The following is a 22,971-nucleotide window of genomic DNA, read 5'->3' as shown; positions in this document are numbered from 1 at the left end:
AGGAGAACGGCATGGACCTGCAAGGCAAATCGGCCATCATCACGGGCGCAGCCAGTGGCATAGGCAAGGACATTGCCCTGGTCTACGCGGCCGCAGGTTGCAATGTCGCCATTGCCGACCTCAACAAGAGCGCAGCCGACACGGCGGCCAGCGAGATATCCGCGCTCGGAGCGGGCCGGGCGATCGGCGTGGCCATGGATGTTTCCGATGAGGATGCGGTCGAGGCCGGCGTGTCGGCCGCGATAGACGCCTTCGGCGGCGTGGACATCCTGGTCAGCAACGCGGGCATCCAGATCGTCCATCCGGTCGAACAGTTTCCGTATGCCGAATGGAAGAAGATGATCGCCATCCATCTCGACGGTGCGTTTCTCACCACTCGTGCCTGCCTCAAGCACATGTACACCGCCGGACGTGGCGGCTGCATCATCTACATGGGGTCGGTCCATTCAAAAGAGGCATCCAAGCTCAAGGCGCCTTACGTCGCTGCCAAGCACGGGTTGATCGGATTGGCGAAAGTGGTGGCGAAGGAAGCAGCGGCGCATCGCGTGAGGGCAAATGTCATCTGCCCCGGGTTCGTACGCACGCCCTTGGTAGACAAGCAGATTCCCGAGCAGGCACGGACGCTGGGAATCTCCGAGTCGGACGTCATCAGGAACGTGATGCTGAAGGAGACCGTAGATGGAGAGTTCACGACGGTCGACGATGTCGCCCAGGTCGCGTTGTTCCTGGCTGCGTTTCCTTCCAACGCGCTGACAGGACAATCGGTGATCGTCAGCCATGGCTGGTGCATGGAGTAATCCCTGTGTGGCAGCGGTCACAGGTGCTTCGCACGCGCCATCATTCCCTGCACGGACGAGGGCTGACGGCCGCGCCGCCGGCATCATGGCTGGAGGCATCACAGGTGCCTGTGCAGCGACTGGATGGTGGTGGTGCAAACTGCGAATCCCAGCTCCATGACGCCCTGGGGGTCACCAAGATGGGAACACTGGTTCAAGCGGGCGCCGACCTTCCGCCGGGAAGATCGTTCACGTGTTTCAGGGTGCCTTGGCGGTGTAGCGCGCCACCGTATCTTCAATGCTCCTGCTCAGGATCATCACCTTTTCCGCATACTCGAAGAACTGCCTGTCCTCGTCAGTCTGTGGCTGCCACTGCGGCACTTCCACTGACGCGCCCGTCTCGCGGTCCACCGCGACGAAGACGATGATGCAATGCGTGCACAACGTATCCTCGCCGCCCAAGGGGCTGCGCGCACGCACTTCGACGACGAACTGCATCGACGTGCGACCGGTACGGACCAGCGTGGCCGAGACCGCTACCAGATTGGATATCTTCACCGGCGCAACGAAACGGATGCCGCCGACCGCCACCGTGACGCAGTAGCTGCCCGACCAGCCGACGGCCGCAGCGAATCCCGCCTGGTCGATCCACTTCATTACCGCGCCGCCGTGGACCTTGCCACCGTAGTTGACGTCGGTGGGTTCGGCCAGGAACTGCAGGGTAAGGCCACGAGGTCTGCTGGTCATCATCCTTTCCCTCCGGATTCCGCATTTCCTGCTCAGGCCCTTGCTTGACCACGGCATACAGGGATGCGGTCACGCCAATCGGACGCAGGCACAGCTGTTCTACAAGTCCGCGCTCGAAAGCAGTAGTGTTCCTCCGGGAACATGGACGGCCACCTTGGTACAGGTCCTTTCATCGCGGCAGGTGGTCATAATCCAGCGTGCTTGGTCAGGGTCCGCACGCTGGCCCAGGCCGACCATGGGAGCGTGCGGCTGCAGCGATTCGTCGGGCACCTGCGGTCTGTCCTTCTGACGTTGTGCTCACCTGCGAGGACTGGCCCCCATGATCCTCACCGCCACGCCAGGCAAGACGCTGCCGCCCGGGCTGCTGGATCTGCTGATACGCGCCGTCCTGATCGCGATACTGGCGTTCGCGTGCTATCGCGTGTTCCGCCCCTTCATCGACCTGCTGGTATGGGCGCTGATCCTCTCGATCACCCTCTTCCCGCTGCAGCGGAAACTGGAACCGAGACTCCGCGGCAAGTCGGGTCTGACCGCGACGGTGATCATCCTGTTCGCCATCGCCGTGTTGATCGTCCCCGTCTATCTGCTTGGGATGTCCCTGGCCTCGTGGGTCGGCGACGCTCTGGATGTTGTCAGGGCCGGGAATTTCCACATACCGCCCCCTCCGCAGAGTGTTGCAGACTGGCCCCTCCTCGGAGCACCCCTGCATGCCGCGTGGTCGCAGGCCGCGACCGATCTGACCGGCGTTTCCAGGAAACTGGCACCCCAGATAGCGCCTTTCGCTCTTGTCGCGCTGGGCAAAGTGGCGGGGGCGGGCATGGGGGTACTGATGTTCTTCGCCGCCTTGGCGGTATCAGGGGTGTTCATGGCCTTCGCTCACACGGGCCATCGCCATGCGCTTCTCATCGCCGCGCGCATCGTCGGGCCTGGAAAAGCCGCGGCCATCACGGACCTCTGCACCAGCACCGTGCGTGCCGTGGCACAGGGTGTGGTCGGCATCGCGTTCGTGCAGATGTTGATGATTGGCATTGCATTCGTGTTGATGGATGTACCCGGTGCCGCGCTGCTCTCCCTCGCGGTCCTGCTGCTGGGAATAATGCAGATCCCGGCCACCCTCATCACACTGCCGGTCATCATCTTCGTGTTCGCGACCCACGGCGCAGGGCCCCTGACCATCGCCTTCGCCACCTACGTATTCATCGCCGGCCTGATCGACAACGTCCTGAAGCCATTGTTGCTGGGGCGTGGCGTACGGGTTCCCATGCCTGTCGTGCTCATCGGTGCGCTTGGCGGAATGGTGTCGAACGGCATCATCGGACTGTTCACCGGTCCCGTGGTGCTGGCGGTGGGCTATGTCCTGTTCTGGCAATGGATAGAGCAATGGCCCGTCGAGGATCAAGCTCGCCATACGACCCACGACGGCTCAGCGTGATCCACGCAGGACGCGTCGCAGAACAGCAGGTGCAGTCGCCGAGTGGCGGACGATGCATATGCCGGGAACACGCGCGATCGCACCATCGTCAGCGCAACCATGGCAACGAGAGAAACGCCTTGATCACGAACGCATTGGCGAGGTCGACGAAGAATGAGCCCGCCAACGCAATCAGAAGGAAGGCTTTGGGCGAAGGACCGTGCCGTGAGGCCACGCTGTCCATCGTGGCCATCGCCACCGGCATCGAGCTCAGGCCGAATCCCAGGAAGCCTCCCATGGTGACCGCCGCGTCATAGTCCTTCCCCAGCCATCGGAACAGGATCACGATCCCCACCATCACGGTGATAACGACCTGCAAAGCAACATTGACCACCAGTGGCGTGAAGGCAGCCGTCAGGGCCCAGAGCTTGAGGCTCATCAGGTACATCACCAGGAACGCCTGCAGCGCAATCTCCCCACCGCGTTCCACCGCCACCAGGTCGAGCTTGGCACCGATGGCATCGCCGATGTTCGTGATGGCGGCACCTGCGAGCATGGCGGTCAGGAACCCCGGCAGCATGAGGCCCATGGCTCGTGCCCACTGGTTGACCAAAGCGCCTGCCAGCACCGACGTCACGATCAACAGCAGCACCAGCATCACCATCGGAATGGTGGGCGCCGATACGCTGTTTTTCCCTGGCGCCACCCAGCTTGCCGGTGAGTCGCCTGTGGGCCCGCGAAGATTCTTCCGCCTGATGAGCCAGTCCGTCACCGGTCCGGAAACGATCGCGCCTACCACCACAGCCAGCGTTGCCGCGCCGACCGCGATTTCCGGTGCGTGCTGCAGTCCAGCTGCCTGTGCCTCCTTGGCCCATGCCGCCGCCGTCCCTGGTCCACCCACGAAGGAGACACTGCCGACCAGCACGCCGTAGAAGGGATGCGCGTCGAATGCCGTTGCAATGGCAATGCCGACCGCGTTCTGTACGACCAGAAGCAGCACCGTCACCACGCACAGGATCAGCAGTGGCTTGCCCCCGGCGCGCAATGCGGAGAATTTGGCCGACAATCCTACCGTGGTGAAGAACACAAGCAGGAAGAAGTCCGTCAACTGAGCGGAGAACTGAACCGACACTCCCGCGAATCGCTGCAGCAGACCTACGAATATCGCGACCGTCACGCCGGCAATTACCGGCACCGGGATGTTCATCCGCGCCAGCACGGGAATCCGCCTCATCGCAGCGCCGGCAAGCAGCAGCGCCAGCAACCCGAGCGCGAAGGTCCCCAAATCCGAGATCACCACGAGTCACCTGCCCTGTCGATCCAGTATGCTCTTGCGGCGGGACGCTTGGCGTCGCCAGAAGCGCGCCTTCAGCGCAAGAGCCGCACCCGCCGCATACGGTCCGACGCAAGCGGGTTTCCACGGAAGATACACAGCTTGCCCAGCGTCTGGACAGGGTCCCCAAAGGGCAATACGGGCCGCCCCGACGGTCAATCTCCAGCCTGCTCGGGCGAGCGTAGGATTGATCGCGTCCAGGACTTTCGAGTGACACGTATCGACCAGTCGATGCGGACTCCATGCTGCATCTTCATGGCGTCGGTGTTGCTCAGCGCAGCGCGGCCTCGATGGCCGGGCATCGTTTCAGCCCTGATGAGTCTGCACAGTCAAGGAGCGCCGGCATGTCCCTGTCCATTGTCATTGATCTTTCCGGGTCGGATCTGGAGCACCTCAAGGAGGCCAGCCAGGCCGCCAGCAAGGCCGCTGCGGGCAGGAGTATGGAGGACGTCCTGAAATCGGCGACAGACATGCTGATGAAGGCACAACAGAGCAATCCTCCCGGGTTCGTCAAAGATCGTCTGGTCTTGCTGGATACATTCATCGCGATGGCCCGGGACGAAGGATGGGGGCTCCCGGAAGACGAGAAGGCGCGCCTGCGTTCAACCCTGGCGTACTTCGCCGAGGCAGCCGATTCCATTCCCGACCACGTTCCCGTGCTCGGCTACCTGGATGACGCGATCATGATCGAACTGTGTGCGCGCGAACTTTGCCACGAGGTGGATGCCTACAACGATTTCTGCGAGTTCCGGGAGAGAGAAGCACAACGCCATGGCCTCGCGCCGCAGATGGTCGGCAGGGCCGACTGGCTCACTGGACGACGAGAGGAACTGCAGGAACGGATGCGTCGGCGCCGATCGCGGCTGGGCACCGGCAATCTGGGCGTCGGATACGGCGCCAGCAGCGGCTACGGAGGCGCCAGCAGCTACGCCGACAGCGGGTGGCGGCCAAGCGTACTTCGCATTCGTTGATGTCCCCTGGCGATGCGAAGCTGCATCGGAGTACGAGTGAAGCATCTCCATTTCTTCGAGCCACCCAGAAGTAGAGGTTGACCGGGATTGTGTCCGAGCGAAGGCGACCGGCGAAGGACGGGCCAACGATCTATGCGGGCGGTGGTGGTTGTAGCGGTGGCGCCAGTCTTCGGTCATGCGGCGAATCTCGGGCGCGCTGGTGAGAACGTAACGATCCATAACCTCGGTTCGATACGTGCGGTTGAAGCGCTCGATAAGCGCATTCTGTGTCGACTTTCCTGGTTGGATGTGCGCCAGTTCCACGCCGTACCGCCCGGCCCAGTCCCGCAGGGCGATGCTGATGAACTCGGGGCCGTTGCCCAGGCGAAGGTGTCGTGGTGCGCCGCGAACGTCCACCAGTTCATCCAGAGCACGGATGACCCTTGCCAACGGCAGGCTGGTGTCGATCTCGATCTTCACGCACTCGCGGTTGAAGTCGTCGTTGACATTGAAGGTCCGGAAGCGCCTGCCCGACGCAGTGCGCCGGCCATGAAGTCCTCCGACCACGTATCGCTGGCGGCCGCCGGGATCTCCAGCCGGTCGCGCGCGGTGAGGAGGCGCTTCTTGGTTCGGCGCAGCGGGTTGAGCTTGAGCGCTGTGTAGACGCGCCAGCTCCGAGTCTCGCCCCAGCCGCGCGCCTTGAGCAACGCCCACTCCTGCCGACCAACGAGCCGGTGCGGGTGATCGCGCGGGATCCCTCACGACTTTCAGAGGGGACGCGCGCTCATGTCGAGGTCATTGAGGGATCACACAGCGAGCTGGAGGTCGTCCAACGTGCGTTCGAGGGCGCGGATGGTTCCACCGAACATCCCCGCGAAAAGTCAGGAGCATGTCTGATGTGTTGGGCAAGCCAGTGCGCCACCAGCAAATCTCGTACGAGGATCACAAGGCCGGCTTCCTGGGCTTCGGGATGTCAGATGCCGTAGCCAAGGGCATGGCCGACATGTACGCGGCCAAGAACGCGGGCATCGACAAGGTCGAAACCCGGACATCCGAGAACACCACAGTGACCGGCTTTCGGTAGTGGTGTGCGGACGAGCTGAGGCCCCTGATCTAGCTGTAGTTCTTCAACACATTGTTCCCGTGAAAGCCGAGGCGGGACCTTGCCGCACATGGCTCGACGGCGGTGCCCATATGATGTTCAAGGGCGCTTACGCTCCTCAATCCAGTCATCCTTCTCTGAAAGATTCAGGCCCTGACGATCCGGCAATGCCGCAGCCGAGGTCATGAACCGAGTTTCTCAACGGAACAGGTCGCTAGCTGCCCTTCCCTACCCCTGATAACGATCCCTAATCACTACCCCCTGTCGGCACCCCTACGGCGCCCCCACCGATATCCCCGCCTCCGTCTGCACTACCGGCTTCATCGTCCCGTCCGGGTTGTACTGCAGGTGTTCGACCGTGACCGCGCGCCGTCCGATCGCGCCGTTCTGGTCGCCGATGGCGAGTGCGGCGTTGTGCAGGAACAGGTACCAGCGGCCTTTGAACTCGGCGATGCCCGGATGGATCGTGAAGCTGTACTTGCCGGAGCCCGTCAGTTCGCCGCGGTACTTCCACGGGCCCGCCAGCGATGCCGCCGTGGCATAGGACACCTTCTCATCGCGGTGCGTGGCACGGTCCAGCGAGGCGTACGTGAGGTAATAGAGGTCGCCACGCTTGTGCAGCCACGGGCCTTCTTCGAAATGCGGTGGCGTGATTTCGGTGATCGGGCCGTCGAGCTCGATCATGTTCGGCTTGAGTCGCGCGATGTAGCACTGGCGATTGCCCCACGCGATCCAGGTGGTGCCGTCGTCGTCGGTGAAGACCGTCGGATCGATGTCCTCCCAGCTGTGCGTGCCCTTGGGCGTCATCTCGTTGGTGATCAACGCTTCGCCCTTCGCATCGACGAAGGGGCCCGTCGGGCTGTCGGCCACCGCTACGGCGATGGCCTTCCCTGGATGCGAGTCGTCATGTTCGACGGCTGCGTAGAACCAGAACCGGCCGTCCTTCTCGATGGCCTGCGACGCCCACGCGTCCGCCTTGGCCCAAGCGAAGTCGGCCACCTTCATGATCGGGCCATGGTCGACCCAGGTCGACATGTCCGTGGTCGAATAGACCAGCCACTCGCGCATGTTGAACATCTCGTCGCGCTGCGCCTGGTCGTGCCCGACGTAAAGATAGAGACGGTCGCCGACCACGAGCGGCGCCGGATCGGCGGTGAACTTGTCGCGTATCAGCGGATTCGACCGCGGCATGGTGACATGCGTCCCCTCCCCGGTCGCCCGCGATGCAAACGGCAGCGGCAACAGGACCGTCAACAGCGATGCACATGCCAAGCAACGGAACATCATCGCGTCATTTCCTCCTCCGTCCCGGGTTCACGCCTCTGCCCGACCCGCGCCAGCCAGCCGTGCATCGCCATCCAGCTCGCGAACGCATCGAACCAGCCCGTGCTCGTCGTCGGCTTGCGATACATGCCGAAGCCGTGGCCGCCCTGTTCGTAGAGATGGAATTCCACCGGCCGCCTTGCGGCGCGCCACCCTTCGACCAGGCCGAAACCACCATCGGCGAACAGACCGTCGTCGGCCGCGATCGCGAGGAACAGCGGTGGTGCAATGGCGGTCATCGCGTCGCCCTGCGCATGCGCGGAGATGGCAAGCATCCACGTCAATAACGCGAGCGCGACAGAGCGGACGACATCGGTGCCAACACCGCATGCGAACGGATTGATGCGAGAGAGCCATCGCAGCTGCGGCGTCATGCCGCCCTCCCCGCACCCGCCTGCCAAGCGAGTTCGAATGCCAGGTGCAGGCGCTGGCCCGGCGACAACACGCGCGGCACAAGCGTGAACCCATCGGGTGGGCCGGTCTGGGGTTCGACGCAGGTCGAATGCGCGGCACCGTCGTACACCACCCAGTGATCGGTGTCGGCACGCAGCTGCAACACCTGGTCGGCCCGATGCAGGGCGATCTCGCCGCCCGCCACGAAACAGTCGTCCCACGGGCCCGGGCTGGGCGGTATGCGCGGCAGCGTGGCGATACCGTCGGCGTCGCGCGGATACATGGCGGTGGGTTCGAAGACCAGCCGATCGGGTTTGCGGAACCACGGATGCCAACCGAGCACGGCGGGCATCGCCTGAGTCCCCGCCTGCACAGCGAGTTGCAGGAACAGCCGATCGCCCTCCAAGCGCACCGATTGCGTCGCGGTGCCTCCGAAGGGCCAGTAGTCGTCCTCCGGAAGCACGAGCGACATCTCTGCCCGGTTCGCATCGAGCACATCCATCTGCCAGGGCCGCGAGAATCCGATGCCATGGATCGCATGACCGCCGAAGTTGACCGGCAAGGCATGGGCCATGCCGTCGAGATCGAATCGCCCGCCGCGCAGACGTCCTGCCCAGGGCACCATCGGATAGCAGCCCCAGGCGATGGTCGCGGGCCAGCCGTCGTCAGGCCCCACCAGCCAGTCCATTCCGTCGAAACGTATCTGCGCGAGGCGACCACCGGCGTCCGGCGCCAGCGCGACCTGCAGCCGACCTGCGCGCAACGAGTGCAACGGACCGGCCGGCATCGGTGCGAGCGCATCGTCGCAAGGCGAAAGCCGGTCAGCCGCCATAGGGATCGATGGTGCGGATGCGCCCATCCGCTTCGTGGTACAGCACGGTGCACTTGACGGAACGCAGGTGCGTCACGCCGCCCGACATCAAGGCATCGTGATAGAACAGATACCACCGGCCATCGAAGGCACAGATGGAGTGGTGGGTGGTCCAGCCGACAACGGGCTTCAGGATCACGCCACCGTAGGTGAACGGGCCATACGGATCATCGCCCACGGCATAGCACAGCAGATGCGTGTTGCCGGTGGAGTACGACAGGTAGTACCGGCCTTCGTACTTGTGTACCCAGGGACCTTCGAAGAACCGGCGCGCGTGGTCGTCGGCGCGCAGCGGCTGCCCGTGTTCGTCCAGGATCACGATCTCGCGCGTGGCTTCGGCCAGCCTGGTCATGCCCGCGTCCAACCGGCCGACGCGAGGTCCCAGCGCGGGCGCATCGCCTACCGGTTCCTCGTGCGCCATGTCGTAGCGGTTGTCGCGGTACTTCTGCAACTGGCCGCCCCAGATGCCGCCGAAGTACAGGTAATGCGTTCCGTCGTCGTCCTCGAAGACGGCCGGATCGATCGAGTACGCCCCCTCGATGGGCTCCGGCTCGGCAGTGAACGGGCCTTCCGGTCGATCGGCGACGGCCACGCCGATGCGGAACAGGCCGCCGCCGTCCTTGGCGGGGAAATAGAGGTAGTAGCGGCCATCGCGACACGCGGCATCGGGTGCCCACATCTGCTTGTCGGCCCACGGCACGTCGCGCAGATGCAATGCCATGCCGCAGTCGATGGCCTCGCCGTCCGGGCTGTCCATCCGCAGCACGTGGTAGTCCTCCATGCCGAAGTGGCCACCTTCGTCATCGAACGCCCCGCCACCGTCGATGTCGTGCGAGGGATAGATGTAGAGCCGCCCCTCGAACACATGCGCGGAGGGATCGGCCGTGTAGATATGGGTGACCAGCGGTTGGGAGATGGCGCGTTCCGCCAGTAGTCCGAGCTCGGCTTCGCTGGGCTGGGTTTCGTCGTGGATGGAAGTGTCGTTCATGGTTGCAGAGGTAGGGGTCACGCGGCTGCGCCTGCTTCGCGGCGACGCTGGGCGAGGTCGTGCTCGATACGCGTCTCCATCTGCTTGTCTATCTGGTAGATGAAGAGCAGCGCCACCGCGACCAGGAAGGGGATGGAGCAATAGACGCTGACGGTCATGCGGATGCCGTCGACGACGGCCGGGGACTGCTCGGCAGCGCCGGCCTGGTAGCCGTAATGCGCCAGGATGCCGGCGACCAGCGCGCCGCCGACGCTGAGCCCGATCTTCAGGCCGCACAACATGGCGGAGAAGATGATGGCGGTGGCGCGCCGGTGGTTCTTCCACTCGGAGTAGTCCGCGACATCGGCGATCATCGCCCACAGCAGCGGAATGGTGATGCCGTAGCAGAAGCCATGTAGCATGAACGCGCCGAACGCCAACGCCACCGCCGTGGGAGGAAAGGCGTAGAACGCAAGCAGGAACAACGTCGACACGAGCAGCGCGCCGCCGAACACATCCCGCTTGCCGAAGCGGTCGGCCAACCGGCGCGACACGCCGATGCCGAGGATCATGCAGATGATCCCGCTGCCGTTGAACAGGCTGAAGGTGGAGGTGGCCGGATCTTCGGGCCAGGTGAAGCCGGACAGGCCCATGCCGGTGAGCGCCGCGTTCAGTACCGCGATGAAGCCGTTGAAACCCGAGTTGTCGAGAAAGGCCGCCAAGGACGCTTCGCTCATGTAGTACTGGAAGTAGTAGATGTACGTGCCGCCCTTCAACGCCAGGTTGATGAACACGAGCACGGTCAGCGCCAGCATCACCTGCCAGGGCCGGTTGCGTGCCAGATCAGCGAGATCCTGCATCACTCCGCCGGACTGTGCCTTCGTCGGCACGATGCGTTCGCGGGTCGTGGCGAAGGTGATCAGGAAGAACACCGTGCCCACCACGGCGAAGACGGTCATCACGCGTTCGAAACCCTGCACGCGGTCGCCGTCGCCGAGGATCAGCACCAGCGGCATCAGCAGCACCTGGATGATGAACTGCGCGATCATCACCGCCACGAAGCGATACGCCGACAGGCTGTTGCGCTGGGCCATGCTGCCGGTCAGCACACCGCTCAGTGCGGAGTACGGCAGGTTGTTGGCCGCGTAGACCAACACCAGCAAGCTGTAGGTCAGCAATGCATACGCGACCTTGCCCCGCTCGCTGAAATCAGGCGTGCTGAAGGCCAGCAGCGAAAGCACGCCGAACGGGATCGCCGTCCACAGGATCCACGGACGGAACCGGCCCCAGCGCGTCGCCGTGCGGTCGGCGAGGATGCCGATGACGGGCGTGAATACGAACGCACCCAGCAGTCCCACCACGAAGATGATGGTCGCCGCCGTCGCCGGTGGCAGCCGGTAGACATCGGTGTAGAAGAACGCGAGATAGGTGATGAGCGTCTGGAAGATCAGGTTCGCCGCCAGGTCGCCCAGGCTGTAACCCACTTTCTCCCGGACCGACAACGGTTGTTCAAGGCTGGACATGCGGTTCTTCCGAAGGTGTTCGATGGCGTGCACGTGCCGCGTCGCGGGCACAGGATGAAAGGGATGTCATCGGCCGGCCGCCTGCACGTCGAACTGTCCGCTGGCGCGCAGGTCGGCGCTGGACGCGCCCACCCGGACCTCGTAACGCCCGGGTGCCACGGCGTAGGCCCTGCTTGCTTCGTCGTAGCGACGCAAGGCGGTATCGGCCGCGAGCTCGAACGACACCGTGCGCCGCTCGCCTGGCTTCAGGTGGATGCGCTGGAAACCGCGCAGCTCCTGCAGCGCGGCGCCGGGCGTGGCCTGCAAGGGCCGCACGTACAGCTGCACGACCTCCTCGCCGGCACGGCTGCCGGTGTTGGCCACCTGTACCCGCACCGTCATGCGCCCATCGGGCGCGACGACACGCTTGTCCAGCTGCAGGTCGCTGTAGTCGAACCGCGTGTAGGACAGACCATGGCCGAACGGGTACAGCGGCGTGCCGCGGAAGTACCGGTATGTCCGGCCCTCCATCGCGTAGTCGTCGAACGCGGGCATGGTTTCGTCGGCCTTGTAGAACGTCACCGGCAGGCGGCCAGCAGGATTGATGTTGCCGAACAGCGCATCCGCCACGGCGGTTCCGCCGCGCTGCCCGGGATACCAGCTCATCAGGATCGCGGGCAGATTCGCCTGCGGCCAGTCCACGGCGAGGGCGGAACCGCCGGTCAGCACCAGCACCACCGGCTTGCCGGTGGCATGCAGCGCTTCCAGCAATGCGCGTTGCGGCGACGGCAGGCGCATGTCGGTGCGATCACCCCCGGCGAACCCGGGATAGTTGACCGTCATCTCCTCGCCTTCCACGTCGCCGGTCAGGCCACCGACGAACACCACCACATCCGCCCTGCGTGCCACGTCGAGCGCTTCCTCGAACGGCGGCTTCGCGCCCGGCATGCGCCAGGCCAAGCGCACGCCGGCATCGCGCTCGGCGTCGTAATACTCAAGGCGCAGGTCGTAGGCGCGCCCGGCCTGCAGATCCAATTCCACGCCATCGCTGCGCAGTCGGTCGCTGTTCGTCCAGCGGTCGAGCACGCGCTTGCCGTCCAGGTACAGGCGGTAGCCGTCGTCCGCGGCCGCCTCGATCCGGTAGCGACCGGACACCGGCGGCAGCAGCTGGCCGCTCCAGCGGATGCTGAAGCCGTCGTTCGGAATGCCCTGCCCCGGCGCCGCCTCGCCGCGCGCCAGCAGGTTGTCGGTCGGCGAACCGCGATCCCAACGGAAGCCGATCTGCGCATCGGTGCGCACCAGTGCCGGCGTACCGGACAGATCCGCCGTGCGGAAGTACTCGCCGCGCAGGCCACGCTCGGGGGAACCGTCCGCGGGCCGCAGGAAGGCCGCTTCGATCAACGGGGTGGCCGCCGGGTCGTCTCGCCCTTCCACCAGATCCACGCCGCGCGCGTAAGTCACCTCGATGCCCTTCGCGGCGTCACGGATGCCCTGCAGCACGGTCACTGGCGCGGCCGGCGTACCGTAGTAGTTGCCGAGCAGCGCCATGGTGTCGTCGGCGGTCGGGCCGATCACCGCGATGCGCTTGAGGGTGCGCGGCAATGGCAGCGTACCGTCGTTCTTCAGCAAGACCAGCGATGCCTGCGCCGCTTTCAGTGCCAGCGCATCGTGCGCCGGTGCCTGGTTGACCGAGTACGGAATGCGCGCCCAGCGCACGCGCTCCGGCGGGTCGAACATGCCCAGCCGCATCCGCGCCGCGAACAGCCGGGTCACCGCGTCGTCGATCTCGGCTTCGCTGATCAGTCCCTGTCGCACCGCAGCGGGCTGCGTGGCGTATTCCTCGCCGCATTCCAGTTCGGTGCCGTTCTTGACCGCCAGCGCCGCGGCTTCCTCGCGGGTGGCGACGATCTTGTGGTTCTTCCAGATGTCCACGATGGCCCAGCAGTCGGATACCACGTACCCCTTGAATCCCCAATCGCGACGCAGGATGTCGCGCAGCAGGAAACGGCTGGCGCTGGCCGATTCGCCATAGACGCGGTTGTAGGCGCCCATCACCGCGTCCACGTCGCCTTCCTTCACCAGTGTCTCGAAGGCAGGCAGGTAGGTGTCGTACAGATCGCGCTGGCTCGGGCGCGCATCGAAGTGATGACGGTCGGCCTCGGGGCCGCTGTGTACGGCAAAGTGCTTGGCGGTGGCGTCCAGCTTGCGATAGACCGGGTCGTCGCCCTGCAGGCCGCGTACGAACGCCACCCCCATGCGTGCGGTCAGGTACGGATCCTCGCCGTAAGTTTCCTGGCCGCGACCCCAGCGCGGATCGCGGAAGATGTTGATGTTCGGCGACCAGAAAGTGAGGCCTTGATAGCGGCCATGCGAGCCGTCGCGCACGAACTGGTGATGCTTGGCGCGCGCCTCGTCGCTGATGGTGGTGGCCACTTCGCCCATCAGCGGCACGTCGAAGGTCGCGGCCAGGCCGATGGCCTGCGGGAACACCGTCGCCTGGCCCGCGCGCGCCACGCCGTGCAGCGCTTCATTCCACCAGTCGTAGGCAGGCACCCCCAGGCGCTCGATGGCAGGCGCGGCGTTCTGCATCTGCGCCGCTTTTTCTTCCAGCGTCATCTGCCCGACCAGCGCGGCCGCGCGTGCTTCGAAGCTCTGCGACGTATCGAGCCAGGGCTTTGCGTCCGCCGCCCATCCGGGCCGCGCCACCAGCGCGAAGACACACAGCGCGAGCGCGCACAGGCCGGGGCCGGCACGCCGGTACGCAGGAAGGGGACGGCTCACGGTCTTCATCATTCGCTCCTCAAGGGACGTTCATCGCGTGCAAAAGGGCCCAGCAGCGTGCCAACGAAGCCGCCGGCGCGATCGGTGCTCAACACGGTGCCATCGACATCGCGCGCCAGCGATTGCCAGCCCCGGCCATCGCCGGTATCGAACGCGAACCCGTAGGCACCTTCATCGCCTTCAATCTTCAGCCGCAGCGTGTCGCTGCCCTCGACCTCGCGCGTGGCGAGTGTGCGCGTGGTGCCGCCACCGTCGCGGCCTTCAAGGAAGACGGCCATGCGCCCATCGGCCGCAGGCCGCACCCCGAGGAAATACCAGTACGCCTCACTCTGGAAGGCAGCCATACCCGCCGCGATGCCAGGCGCGGGCCGCGTCATCGCCGTGCTGGCCTCGAAGCGCAGGTGCTGCTGGCGCCGGCCGAGGAACGCCGGGTTGCGCAGCGTGTCCAGTCCTTCCGGCAGTGGATGCACGGCGAGCGCACCCGGGCGCGCGGCCAGGTCGGCCCACGCCTGCTTGGGCACGCGTACGCGCAGCCACTCGGGCCGCAGCGTGGTGCCGTCAAACTCGTCGCGATGCACGAAATTGCCGGTGAACGGCGCCTGCGTGGCATTCCCGCGCATCCACGAGGGCGCGGCGGCAATGTAGGGGATGGTCTGCCCCGCCGGCAGGATTACCGGCCAGCCATCGCGCCACTGCACCGGCAGCAGATAGGTTTCGCGCCCGGTGTTGTAGTGGCGATGCTGGTAGTTGCGGCTGGCCAGGAACACCGCCCACCACGTCCCGTCAGGGCCTTCGACCAGATCGGCGTGGCCGGCATTGGTGATCGGCAGGCGCCGGTCCGGCGCCAGGTCGCGCTGGGTCAGGATCGGATTGCCTGCGTACGGGGCATACGGGCCCCAGACATCGCGGCTGCGCAACACCACCTGCGAATGTTGCGGCCCCGTGCCGCCTTCGGCATCGGACAGGTAGTACCAGCCGTCGCGCTTGTAGATGTGCGGCCCCTCGATCCAGATCGGATTCTTTTCAGGTTCGACACCGCCATCGATCAGCACTTTGCGGGGGCCGATGGGCTGGAAGCGGGCGATGTCGATCTGCTGCATCCAGATGGCGCGGTGGCCGTCATAGCGCGCCGGTCCGGGCGGCTCGTCGTTGTTGAGCAGGTAGACCTTGCCATCGGTATCGAAGAACAGCGACGGGTCGATGCCACCGATGCTGGGCAGCCAGTGCGGGTCCGACCAGGGACCCGCCGGATCGCGGGCGGTGGCGATGAAGTTGCCACCACTGTCCGTGGCCGTGGTCACCAGGTAGAACATGCCGTCATGGAATTCGATGGCGGGCGCGAAGATGCCCCGCGACACGCTCAGGCCGTCGAAGTCGAGCTGCGACGGCCGGTCGATGACGTTGCCGATCTGCTTCCAGTGCACCAGGTCCGTGCTCTCGAACACCGGGATGCCCGGGAAGAAGGTGAAGCTGGAATTGACCAGGTAGAACTTGCCGTTCGCGCTGACGATGCTGGGGTCGGCATGGAAACCGGCCAGGATGGGGTTGCGGTAGTGGCCGGACGGCAGCGGCGGTTCGAATGCCGCATCGCGGCCGGTGTATTCGAACCAGTCGAAGTAGACCGGCGGCGCCCCGTCGTATGGCTGGGCGTTGCCGGTGACCGTCAGCAGCAGGAGCGCGGCGGCCAGTAGGCCGCGCGCGGCGTGGCGGGTTGCACCCTGCGCACTGGCATGTCGGCGGTCGTTCTGGTGGCGACGCGGGGAGAACAGCTTCATCGGGGCACCTCGACGGCAGGGACGGGAAGTTCGAAGGGACCTGCCGGCAACCCGGCGGTATCGCGAAGCGTGCATACCGGGCCATCCGCCCAGCAGTAGCGCACGTACATGGCGTTGGAAGCGCGCGGGCTGCGCAACACGACATACCGCCCGTCGAGGGCGGCATCCGCGTAGTCGCAGCGCTTCGCCGCATCGCAGAGTTCAAAGCCGATGGGGCCGTTCGCGCCGGTCGTCACCAGTGCGCCGGTGACATCGTCGAACGCCACCCTGACGCCGTCCGGCGCGCGTGCTGCAGCACGCGCGGTTGGTCCGGACGGCGCAAGCGCACGTTCACCGTAGACGACATGGCGTGCCACGCGCGCCAGGCGGCGGCCGAGTTCCTGCTTGTTCGGCGGATGGATGTCGTAGGCGTCACCGATGTCGATGGCGACCACCAGCTCGGAGTGCGGATCTTCAGCAACGACCCGCCGCTGCGCCTCGCGCACCTGTGCCCAGCCGCTTTCCACCGGCGCCGACGGTGGCAGGCCATAGCCGGCCAGCTGCACCACCACCCACGGCACCTGCGCGCCGAAGCGCTGCCGCCAGTCATCACGCAGCGTGCGCAGCCGCACGGCATAGGCAGCGCCGTCACCGGTATTGGATTCGCCCTGGTACCAGAGCATGCCGCGCAGACCGACCGCGCCCAGCGGCGCGATCATGCCGTTGTACAACGTCGACACCCCCGATGCCGTATGCCACGGCGCACGGGGGGGCTCATCGGCACCGGGCTCGGGCCGGTAGCGCCAGCGGCTGTCCAGCACCACGCGCGTGCCATCGTCGAAGGTCAGCGCGTGCGCACTGGCCGGGCCCGCGAGCCCGCCGTCGCGATAGGTGTCCAGCACGTTGACCACCACCGTGTTGATGCCCGCCTTCAACAATCCGGACGGCAGCGGATAGCGACGCGGCTCACCGGCGCCGTAGCGGCTGCCCACGGCGGTGCCGTTGACCCAGGTCATGTCGGTCTCGTCGGCGGGCCCGAGCTCCAGCGTTGCGCCACGTGTCGCCTGCGCCGCCGTCAACGTCACCTGCGTGCGATACCACACCATGCCGTTGTAGTCGTCGAGCGCCGGCACGCCCCAGCGCTCCCATGCGCCGAGCGTTGCGGGCGCCGTGCGCCACCCGGTGTCGGGCGCATCTGCACGCCAGGGGGCGTCGCCCGGCGTGGCGCCTTCGCGCACGGTCCACCAGCGCTCCCAATGACGGCCCCATCGCGCGAGCGCAGCAGGCGTATCCGTGGCGTAAAGCGCAAGCACGTCGAGCGCTTCAGCGCTCCCGCCACCGGTACGCAGTGCCGTGGCGCTGGTCCAGGCTTCGATCCGCGAGCCGCCCCAGGCCGCCTGGATCAGGCCCATCGGCACGTCGACCGTCTTCTGCAGTTCCCGCGCGAAGTAAAAGCAGGCGGCGGAGAAATCCCGCACGGAATCCGGCGACGCCACCTGCCAGCGTGCATCACCCTGGAAACGGGACTGGGGTGCGACGGCACCTGCCTGCGGCACCGTGAACAACCGGATCCGCGGATGCGCCGCGGATGCGATCTCCGAACTCGCATCCAGCGCCCGCCAGACCGGTAACTCCATGTTCGACTGCCCGGCGCAAAGCCAGACGTCGCCCACGTATACGTCGCGCACCGTCTGCGCGCCCGCGCCGGCTTCCACCACCAGATCGTAGGGTCCGCCGGCGGCGCGTGTCGGCAGTGTCGCCTCCCACGTGCCATCGGCCGCAGTACGCGCACGCGCCTTCGTGCCGTCCAGCATCACGCTGACCTGTTCGCCCGGATCGGCATGACCCCAGACGCGGATGGTGGCGTCGCGTTGCAGCACCATGTGGTCCTGGAACAGGGCATGCAGCAGTGCGCCATCGGGCTCGCGGGCGTGCGCGACGGTCGCGCCGCTCCCCAGCAGCGCGACCGCCAGCAGCAACCCCGTGATGCTGGAAGCCTTCATCGACCGTCCCCCGGCGCATGCGGGAACTGCAGGGCTTCGTAGTACGCCAGCGGATGCAGTGGCGGGAGTTGGCCTTCCGGCAGCGGGCGGCGCGCGAAGGTCTGGAAGTACGCGATGCTGGCGTCGCGCCACCACTGCGCTTCCTTCTGCTGGATGCCCAGGAAGGCCGCCACCTGCGCATGCCGCGGCGCATCGACATGCGGCGCCAATCCGTCCCACGTGGACCGCATGCCGCTTACGTAGGCCACGCCGCGGGCGTAGCGCATCACCAGTTCGTCCCACAACGGCCGGCCCGATGCCATCGGGTGATCCCAGGGCACGTGGTGGAACCACAGGAGGAACTCCTCCGGCACGCGCTCTACATCGCCGAACTGCCGCGCCACCGGCGGGAAATACTGCGCCACGGCGTTGCTCCCCGTCGCGGACCGGTCAAAGCCGATGCCCTGCAGGTCGGCGTGGTGGTAGTACACCGATGTCCAGTCGGCACGCGGACCGCCCTGCACCCACGGCCCCGGACCGTAGTGATGCCCGCGCCCCATCAGGTGGTGCAGGCCCAGCGGCGTCATGTAGTCCACGGCCGCCTGGCGCGACCCCATCATCATCTCCACGACGGGTGCCACCACGCGGTCATCGTCGGAGAAGGTCATGCGTACCCACTCGTCGGCGATGCCGCGCGCGGTCAGTGAGGGATTCCACGCAAGCCGGCCGTACACGTACCAGTTGGCCTGGTCAAAGTGCGACCCGCTCCATTGGCGGTCCGCGCCGATGTTCGCCACACCGGCCATGCCGGTGAGCGCGTGTCCCTCGAGCGTGCCGTCGATGACCTTCCTGACCGTGGAACCGGTGCCGCGCGCATGCGTGTCTGCGGCGAGCACTTCTTCGTACAGCGGCCCCAGATAGACCAGATGCGTGGCGAACCCGAGATATTCCTTGGTGATCTGCAGCTCCAGCATCAACGGCGTGCGCGGCATGGCGCCGAACAGCGGATGGAACGGCTCGCGCGGCTGGAAATCGACGGGGCCGTTCTTCACCTGGACCAGGACGTTGTCGCGGAACTTGCCGTCGTGAGGCACGAATTCTGTATACGCCTGCTTGGCGCGATCTTCGGGTTCCTCATGCGAGTAGACGAACGCGCGCCACATCACCGTGCCGCCATGGGGCGCCAGCGCCTCGGCCAGCATGTTCGCGCCATCGATGTGGGACCTGCCGTAGTCCTGCGGACCGGGCTGGCCTTCCGAGTTCGCCTTCACCAGGAAGCCGCCGAAATCCGGAATGAGGCGATAGATCTCGTCGGCCTTGTCCTTCCACCAGCGCCGCACGGCCGGGTCCAGCGGGTCGGCCGTCTGCAGTCCCCCGATCTCCATCGGTGCGCTGAAGCGGGCGCTCAGGTAGACGCGGATGCCATAAGGACGGAACACCGATGCCAGCGCCCGGGTCTTGTCCAGGTACATGGGCGTCAGGCTCAGTGCATTGGCGTTGACGTTGTTGAGCACCGTGCCGTTGATGCCCAGCGATGCATTGGCGCGGGCGTAGTCGGTGTAACGGGGATCCAGGTAGTCGGGCAGCGTGTGCCAGTCCCAGATCGAAGCACCGGCGTAGCCACGCTCGACATAGCCGTCGAGATTGTCCCAATGGTTCAGCACGCGCAGTTTCACGCGCGGCGATTCGCGCACGTCCAGCGCATCGATCGTCTGCCCCGTCTGCAGCAGGCGAAGGAAATGGAAGCTGCCGTAGAGCACGCCGACATCGGTGTTCGCCGCGATCACCGTGGCCGCGTGGCCACCGACGCGCACACTGCCGATCAGGTAACCCTCGGCGCCCAGCGCACGCGTGTCCAGCCGCAGGCCGGCGACGACGGGAGATGAAGCGGCCGTGCCCGCCACGACCGCGCCATCGCGCGTGACCGCCACTGCAGGATCGGGTGCCTGCCCGGTCAGACCGGCAACGCCACGCCGCAGCTCCGCGTGCGCGGCCGCCAACGTGGCCGACGGCGCCGGCATCACCAACTGCGTGGTGCGTGACCGGTAGTGCTCCGCCGTTGCCGGTGCGGCGGGCGCATAGCGCAACCAGAGGTCGTAGCCGTCCTCCGCCTGCACACCGACCGCCTGCACGCACATCAGGCAGCCCACGACAAGCAGGTGGAGGCCGCGCCGAAAGGCACGCCCCTCGTCGCCCCGCCGCGTTGGCGATACCATGAGGCACGACAGCAAACCGGGCCAGAACGCGGATTTCATGGCCGTCCCCGCGCTGGCTGCTGTCGCGCGGAGCGGTCATGGGTCGCCCGCCTTCCGACCCCTGAAAGGAACCCGTTTTGGAAAAGCCGACGAGAGCCGTGCGACGCAAGAGCCGCGGCATCACCATCGACGAAGTCGCCGCGCTCGCGGGCGTTTCCCCGATGACCGTGTCGCGCGTGATCAACGGCAAGACCAAGGTCAAGGATGCGACGCGCGAACGGGTCATGCGCGCCGTCCGCAAGCTCGACTACACGCCCAACCTGGCGGCCAGCTCGCTGGCGGCCGCCCAGCACACCCGCATCGCGCTGATCTATACCAATCCCACCGGCGCCTATCTGCGCGAATTGCTGCTTGGCCTGCTGCGCGTCGCCTCGCGGACGACCATCCAGCTGGTGAGCGAATACTGGGACGACCTGGATGCCGAATCCGAGCGCAAGGCCGCGCGCGAACTGGCCAAACGTGTCGATGGCGTCATCCTGCCGCCGCCCCTGTGCGAATCCCGCGCGGCGGTGAGCGAACTGGTTCGCGCCGGTGTCCCGGTAGTCGCCATCGCGTCCGGACGATTCAGCAACGAGATCTCCTGCGTGCGCATCGACGACTTCCGCGCGGGCAAGGAAATGGCCGAACACCTCATCGAGCACGGCCATACCCACATCGGATTCATCAAGGGCAGGTCCGATCTCAGCGCCAGTGCACGGCGCTTCGAGGGTTTCCAAGCGGCCCTGCATGAGGCGGGCCTGGCACTGGAGCCCGGCCTGGTGCAGCCCGGCGACTACACGTATCGCGCGGGGCTTAAGGCAGCGGAGAAACTGTTGTCGCTGCGCCGGATGCCCAGCGCCATCATCGCCAGCAACGACGACATGGCCGCCGCCGTCATCTCGGTGGCGCACCGGCGCGGGCTGGATGTGCCGCGTGATCTTTCGGTGGTGGGCTTCGATGACACCTCGGCCGCCACGACGGTATGGCCGGAACTCACCACCATCCACCAGCCGATCGCCTCGATGGCCAACGACGCCATCGACGTCCTGCTGCGTAGCATCCGCCGCCAGGATGGCACGACCCGCGTGCTCGCCGACCACGTGGCGGCGCACCGGCTGGTCGTGCGCGATTCGGTCTCGGTTCCGCCCAAGGCCAAGCGCCGCTGACACGCCACGGTCCCGCCGTGCACATGGCGCGACGGGACGACTGGGCTGGCGCGCCGGCAAAGGCATGCTCCGCTCCTAGCCTTCCATCTGCTCGAGTTCCCTGCCCTTCGTCTCGTGGACGAACCTCAGCACGAAGAAGACGGAGATGATGGCCGCCAACGTGTAGAGACCATAGGTGGTCGCCAGCCCGATGCCGGCCAGAAGCATCGGGAAGGTCATCGTGACCAGGAAGTTCGCGCTCCACTGGAACAGGCCCGCGACAGCCAGTCCCGAACCGCGGATCTGGTTGGGGAACATCTCGCCCAGCATCACCCACATCACCGGGCCCCACGAGATGTTGAAGAACACCACGTACAGGTTCGCGGCCACCAGCGCCAGCACGCCCATGCTGCCGGATAACTGCAGCGTGCCCGCCGTGTCCAGCGAACCACTGGCGAACGCCACCACCACCGCGGCCAGTGAAACCGCCATGCCGACCGAGCCTGTCCACAGCAGTGGCTTGCGGCCGATCCGGTCGATCAGCAGCACGGTGACGATGCACGCACCAATGCTCAACGCACCGGACAGCACGTTGATCAGCAGCGCGTCATTCTCCGAGAAGCCGACGGCCTGCCACAGCACGGCGCCGTAGTAGAACACCACGTTGATGCCGACCAGCTGCTGGAATGTGGCCAGGCCGATACCGACCCACACGATGGGTCGCACTTTTCCGGTGGTCTTGCTGATGAGATCCGACAGGCGTGGACGATGGTGGTCCGACACCAGGCTGCCCTGGATCTCCACCCGCTTCCGCTGCCCCTCTTCGCTGCCGTAGAGCTGCTGCAACACCGCCAGCGCTTCCTCGTGCCTGCCCTTCACGACCAGATAGCGCGGGCTCTCGGGGATGAACAGCAGCGCCACCAGGAACAGGCCCGCCGGCAGGATCTCCACCCAGAACATCCAGCGCCAGGCTTCGTATCCCAGCCAGTACGGTGTCACCGATCCGCCGGCCACCTTCGCCAGCAGATAGTTGCTCAGGAAGGCAGCGAAGAGCCCGCCGATGATCGCGATCTGCTGCACCGTGGCCAGCCGCCCGCGATAGCGTGCCGAGGAGACTTCGCTGATGTACGCCGGCGACATCACGCTGGCCGCGCCCACGGCGAACCCGCCCAGTACGCGATAGATCACGAACTCCAGCGACCCGGTGGCGATGCCCGACCCCCATGCGGAGACGATGAAGAAGATGGCGGCCACGATCAGCACGTTGCGCCGGCCGTACATGTCCGCAAGGCGGCCGGCGAAGAAGGCGCCGATCGCGCAGCCCAACAGCATCGAGGCAACGTTGAATCCCGTACCGACCGAGTCCGATTCGAAGGCCGCCTGCAAGCCGTCCACGGTGCCGTTGATCACGCCGCTATCGAACCCGAACAGGAAGCCGCCGATCGTGGCCACGCAGCTGATCAGGATGATGAAGCGGGTGTTTTCGCCACTGGCGATGTTGCCACCCTCAAGCGTGGTGCTGTTCATTCGTTGCGCCCCTCCAGGCTTCGAATCGACCTGCTGCCAATGCCTCCGCCCGAACCACGGGGGCGGAGGCCGTCATCACGCGCTCAGCGCAGCAGGTACTGGTTGAGCAGGTTCTCGTAACGCTCCTGCTTGCCGCTGATCTGCTTCGGTTCACCCTGCTTGGCCGCCAGCGC

At 66.0% G+C, this 22,971-nt stretch carries 18 protein-coding genes; 6 read left to right on the top strand and 12 right to left on the bottom strand.

What is annotated here, in order from left to right; all coding sequences use genetic code 11:
• Window positions 1–11 precede the first annotated feature (11 nt).
• Window positions 12–797, top strand: a complete 786-nt coding sequence (locus FB548_RS10045; RefSeq protein ID WP_142124654.1) for a 3-hydroxybutyrate dehydrogenase — start codon at window positions 12–14, stop codon at window positions 795–797.
• A 237-nt stretch (window positions 798–1,034) separates the two neighbouring features.
• On the opposite strand, the gene FB548_RS10040 is transcribed toward FB548_RS10045, so the two are convergent.
• Window positions 1,035–1,523, bottom strand: a complete 489-nt coding sequence (locus FB548_RS10040; RefSeq protein ID WP_142124653.1) for an acyl-CoA thioesterase — start codon at window positions 1,521–1,523, stop codon at window positions 1,035–1,037.
• 319 nt (window positions 1,524–1,842) lie between these two features.
• Here FB548_RS10040 and FB548_RS10035 point away from each other — a divergent pair, with 319 nt between their 5' ends.
• A complete protein-coding gene (locus FB548_RS10035; RefSeq protein ID WP_142124652.1) occupies window positions 1,843–2,955 on the top strand; it encodes an AI-2E family transporter in 1,113 nt (370 codons plus the stop codon).
• 88 nt (window positions 2,956–3,043) lie between these two features.
• Here the strand turns inward: FB548_RS10035 and FB548_RS10030 are convergent, their stop codons facing one another.
• Complete coding sequence (locus FB548_RS10030) at window positions 3,044–4,231, bottom strand: sodium/glutamate symporter (protein ID WP_185742070.1); 1,188 nt, start codon at window positions 4,229–4,231, stop codon at window positions 3,044–3,046.
• Between the two features lie 380 nt (window positions 4,232–4,611).
• Between FB548_RS10030 and FB548_RS10025 the strand changes: the two genes are divergently transcribed.
• From FB548_RS10025 to FB548_RS18880, 3 genes are all read left to right on the top strand, one after another.
• Window positions 4,612–5,238 (top strand): YkvA family protein, encoded by a 627-nt coding sequence (locus FB548_RS10025; protein WP_185742069.1) that lies wholly within the window; start codon window positions 4,612–4,614, stop codon window positions 5,236–5,238.
• 156 nt (window positions 5,239–5,394) lie between these two features.
• On the top strand, window positions 5,395–5,880 hold the full coding sequence (locus FB548_RS18780) for a hypothetical protein (RefSeq protein ID WP_221625939.1): 486 nt from the start codon (window positions 5,395–5,397) through the stop codon (window positions 5,878–5,880).
• A 226-nt stretch (window positions 5,881–6,106) separates the two neighbouring features.
• On the top strand, window positions 6,107–6,301 hold the full coding sequence (locus FB548_RS18880) for a hypothetical protein (RefSeq protein WP_221625938.1): 195 nt from the start codon (window positions 6,107–6,109) through the stop codon (window positions 6,299–6,301).
• Window positions 6,302–6,592: 291 nt separating this feature from the next.
• On the opposite strand, the gene FB548_RS10010 is transcribed toward FB548_RS18880, so the two are convergent.
• The 9 genes from FB548_RS10010 to FB548_RS09970 all read right to left on the bottom strand — a co-directional run bounded on the left by FB548_RS10010 (window position 6,593) and on the right by FB548_RS09970 (window position 20,030).
• Window positions 6,593–7,510, bottom strand: coding sequence for a glycoside hydrolase family 43 protein (locus FB548_RS10010; protein WP_255470493.1), 918 nt, complete (start codon window positions 7,508–7,510; stop codon window positions 6,593–6,595).
• Window positions 7,511–7,602: 92 nt separating this feature from the next.
• Window positions 7,603–8,016, bottom strand: a complete 414-nt coding sequence (locus tag FB548_RS18985) for a hypothetical protein (RefSeq protein WP_255470492.1) — start codon at window positions 8,014–8,016, stop codon at window positions 7,603–7,605.
• Window positions 8,013–8,867 carry an aldose epimerase gene (locus FB548_RS10000; protein ID WP_142124649.1) on the bottom strand — a complete coding sequence of 285 codons (855 nt, stop codon included), beginning with the start codon at window positions 8,865–8,867 and terminating at the stop codon, window positions 8,013–8,015. Before FB548_RS10000 ends, FB548_RS18985 begins: the two co-directional genes overlap by 4 nt.
• Complete coding sequence (locus tag FB548_RS09995) at window positions 8,857–9,894, bottom strand: glycoside hydrolase family 43 protein (protein WP_142124648.1); 1,038 nt, start codon at window positions 9,892–9,894, stop codon at window positions 8,857–8,859. Before FB548_RS09995 ends, FB548_RS10000 begins: the two co-directional genes overlap by 11 nt.
• A gap of 17 nt (window positions 9,895–9,911) precedes the next feature.
• On the bottom strand, window positions 9,912–11,396 hold the full coding sequence (locus FB548_RS09990; protein ID WP_142124647.1) for an MFS transporter: 1,485 nt from the start codon (window positions 11,394–11,396) through the stop codon (window positions 9,912–9,914).
• A 66-nt stretch (window positions 11,397–11,462) separates the two neighbouring features.
• Window positions 11,463–14,165 (bottom strand): glycoside hydrolase family 3 protein, encoded by a 2,703-nt coding sequence (locus FB548_RS09985; protein ID WP_142124646.1) that lies wholly within the window; start codon window positions 14,163–14,165, stop codon window positions 11,463–11,465.
• A complete protein-coding gene (locus FB548_RS09980) occupies window positions 14,165–15,931 on the bottom strand; it encodes a glycoside hydrolase family 43 protein (RefSeq protein ID WP_142124645.1) in 1,767 nt (588 codons plus the stop codon). The genes FB548_RS09985 and FB548_RS09980 overlap by 1 nt, the downstream gene beginning before the upstream one ends.
• On the bottom strand, window positions 15,928–17,913 hold the full coding sequence (locus FB548_RS09975; RefSeq protein ID WP_142124644.1) for a sialate O-acetylesterase: 1,986 nt from the start codon (window positions 17,911–17,913) through the stop codon (window positions 15,928–15,930). The genes FB548_RS09980 and FB548_RS09975 overlap by 4 nt, the downstream gene beginning before the upstream one ends.
• A complete protein-coding gene (locus tag FB548_RS09970; RefSeq protein WP_142125036.1) occupies window positions 17,910–20,030 on the bottom strand; it encodes an alpha-glucuronidase family glycosyl hydrolase in 2,121 nt (706 codons plus the stop codon). Before FB548_RS09970 ends, FB548_RS09975 begins: the two co-directional genes overlap by 4 nt.
• 194 nt (window positions 20,031–20,224) lie before the next feature.
• On the opposite strand from FB548_RS09970, the gene FB548_RS09965 reads away from it, so the two are divergent.
• Window positions 20,225–21,292 (top strand): LacI family DNA-binding transcriptional regulator, encoded by a 1,068-nt coding sequence (locus FB548_RS09965; RefSeq protein WP_142124643.1) that lies wholly within the window; start codon window positions 20,225–20,227, stop codon window positions 21,290–21,292.
• 75 nt (window positions 21,293–21,367) lie between these two features.
• Here the strand turns inward: FB548_RS09965 and FB548_RS09960 are convergent, their stop codons facing one another.
• Window positions 21,368–22,798 (bottom strand): sugar porter family MFS transporter, encoded by a 1,431-nt coding sequence (locus tag FB548_RS09960; RefSeq protein WP_142124642.1) that lies wholly within the window; start codon window positions 22,796–22,798, stop codon window positions 21,368–21,370.
• Window positions 22,799–22,971: the final 173 nt, after the last annotated feature.

The organism is Pseudoxanthomonas sp. 3HH-4 (assembly GCF_006716465.1).
Classification (GTDB): Bacteria; Pseudomonadota; Gammaproteobacteria; order Xanthomonadales; family Xanthomonadaceae; genus Pseudoxanthomonas_A.
Note: the sequence above shows the minus strand (reverse complement) of the source record. Positions and strands in the feature narration are given on the sequence as shown.

Bases quoted from the DNA above. Each gene is read 5' to 3' on its own strand.
- FB548_RS09990 (WP_142124647.1), bottom strand. From the start codon at position 11,396: ATGTCCAGCCTTGAACAACCGTTGTCGGTCCGGGAGAAAGTGGGTTAC.
- FB548_RS10010 (WP_255470493.1), bottom strand. From the start codon at position 7,510: ATGCCGCGGTCGAATCCGCTGATACGCGACAAGTTCACCGCCGATCCG.
- FB548_RS10045 (WP_142124654.1), top strand. From the start codon at position 12: ATGGACCTGCAAGGCAAATCGGCCATCATCACGGGCGCAGCCAGTGGC.
- FB548_RS10000 (WP_142124649.1), bottom strand. From the start codon at position 8,867: ATGGCGGCTGACCGGCTTTCGCCTTGCGACGATGCGCTCGCACCGATG.
- FB548_RS18880 (WP_221625938.1), top strand. From the start codon at position 6,107: ATGTCTGATGTGTTGGGCAAGCCAGTGCGCCACCAGCAAATCTCGTAC.
- FB548_RS09975 (WP_142124644.1), bottom strand. From the start codon at position 17,913: ATGAAGGCTTCCAGCATCACGGGGTTGCTGCTGGCGGTCGCGCTGCTG.
- FB548_RS10040 (WP_142124653.1), bottom strand. From the start codon at position 1,523: ATGACCAGCAGACCTCGTGGCCTTACCCTGCAGTTCCTGGCCGAACCC.
- FB548_RS09970 (WP_142125036.1), bottom strand. From the start codon at position 20,030: ATGTGCGTGCAGGCGGTCGGTGTGCAGGCGGAGGACGGCTACGACCTC.
- FB548_RS09985 (WP_142124646.1), bottom strand. From the start codon at position 14,165: ATGAAGACCGTGAGCCGTCCCCTTCCTGCGTACCGGCGTGCCGGCCCC.
- FB548_RS10025 (WP_185742069.1), top strand. From the start codon at position 4,612: ATGTCCCTGTCCATTGTCATTGATCTTTCCGGGTCGGATCTGGAGCAC.
- FB548_RS18985 (WP_255470492.1), bottom strand. From the start codon at position 8,016: ATGACGCCGCAGCTGCGATGGCTCTCTCGCATCAATCCGTTCGCATGC.
- FB548_RS10035 (WP_142124652.1), top strand. From the start codon at position 1,843: ATGATCCTCACCGCCACGCCAGGCAAGACGCTGCCGCCCGGGCTGCTG.
- FB548_RS09960 (WP_142124642.1), bottom strand. From the start codon at position 22,798: ATGAACAGCACCACGCTTGAGGGTGGCAACATCGCCAGTGGCGAAAAC.
- FB548_RS09980 (WP_142124645.1), bottom strand. From the start codon at position 15,931: ATGAAGCTGTTCTCCCCGCGTCGCCACCAGAACGACCGCCGACATGCC.
- FB548_RS09995 (WP_142124648.1), bottom strand. From the start codon at position 9,894: ATGAACGACACTTCCATCCACGACGAAACCCAGCCCAGCGAAGCCGAG.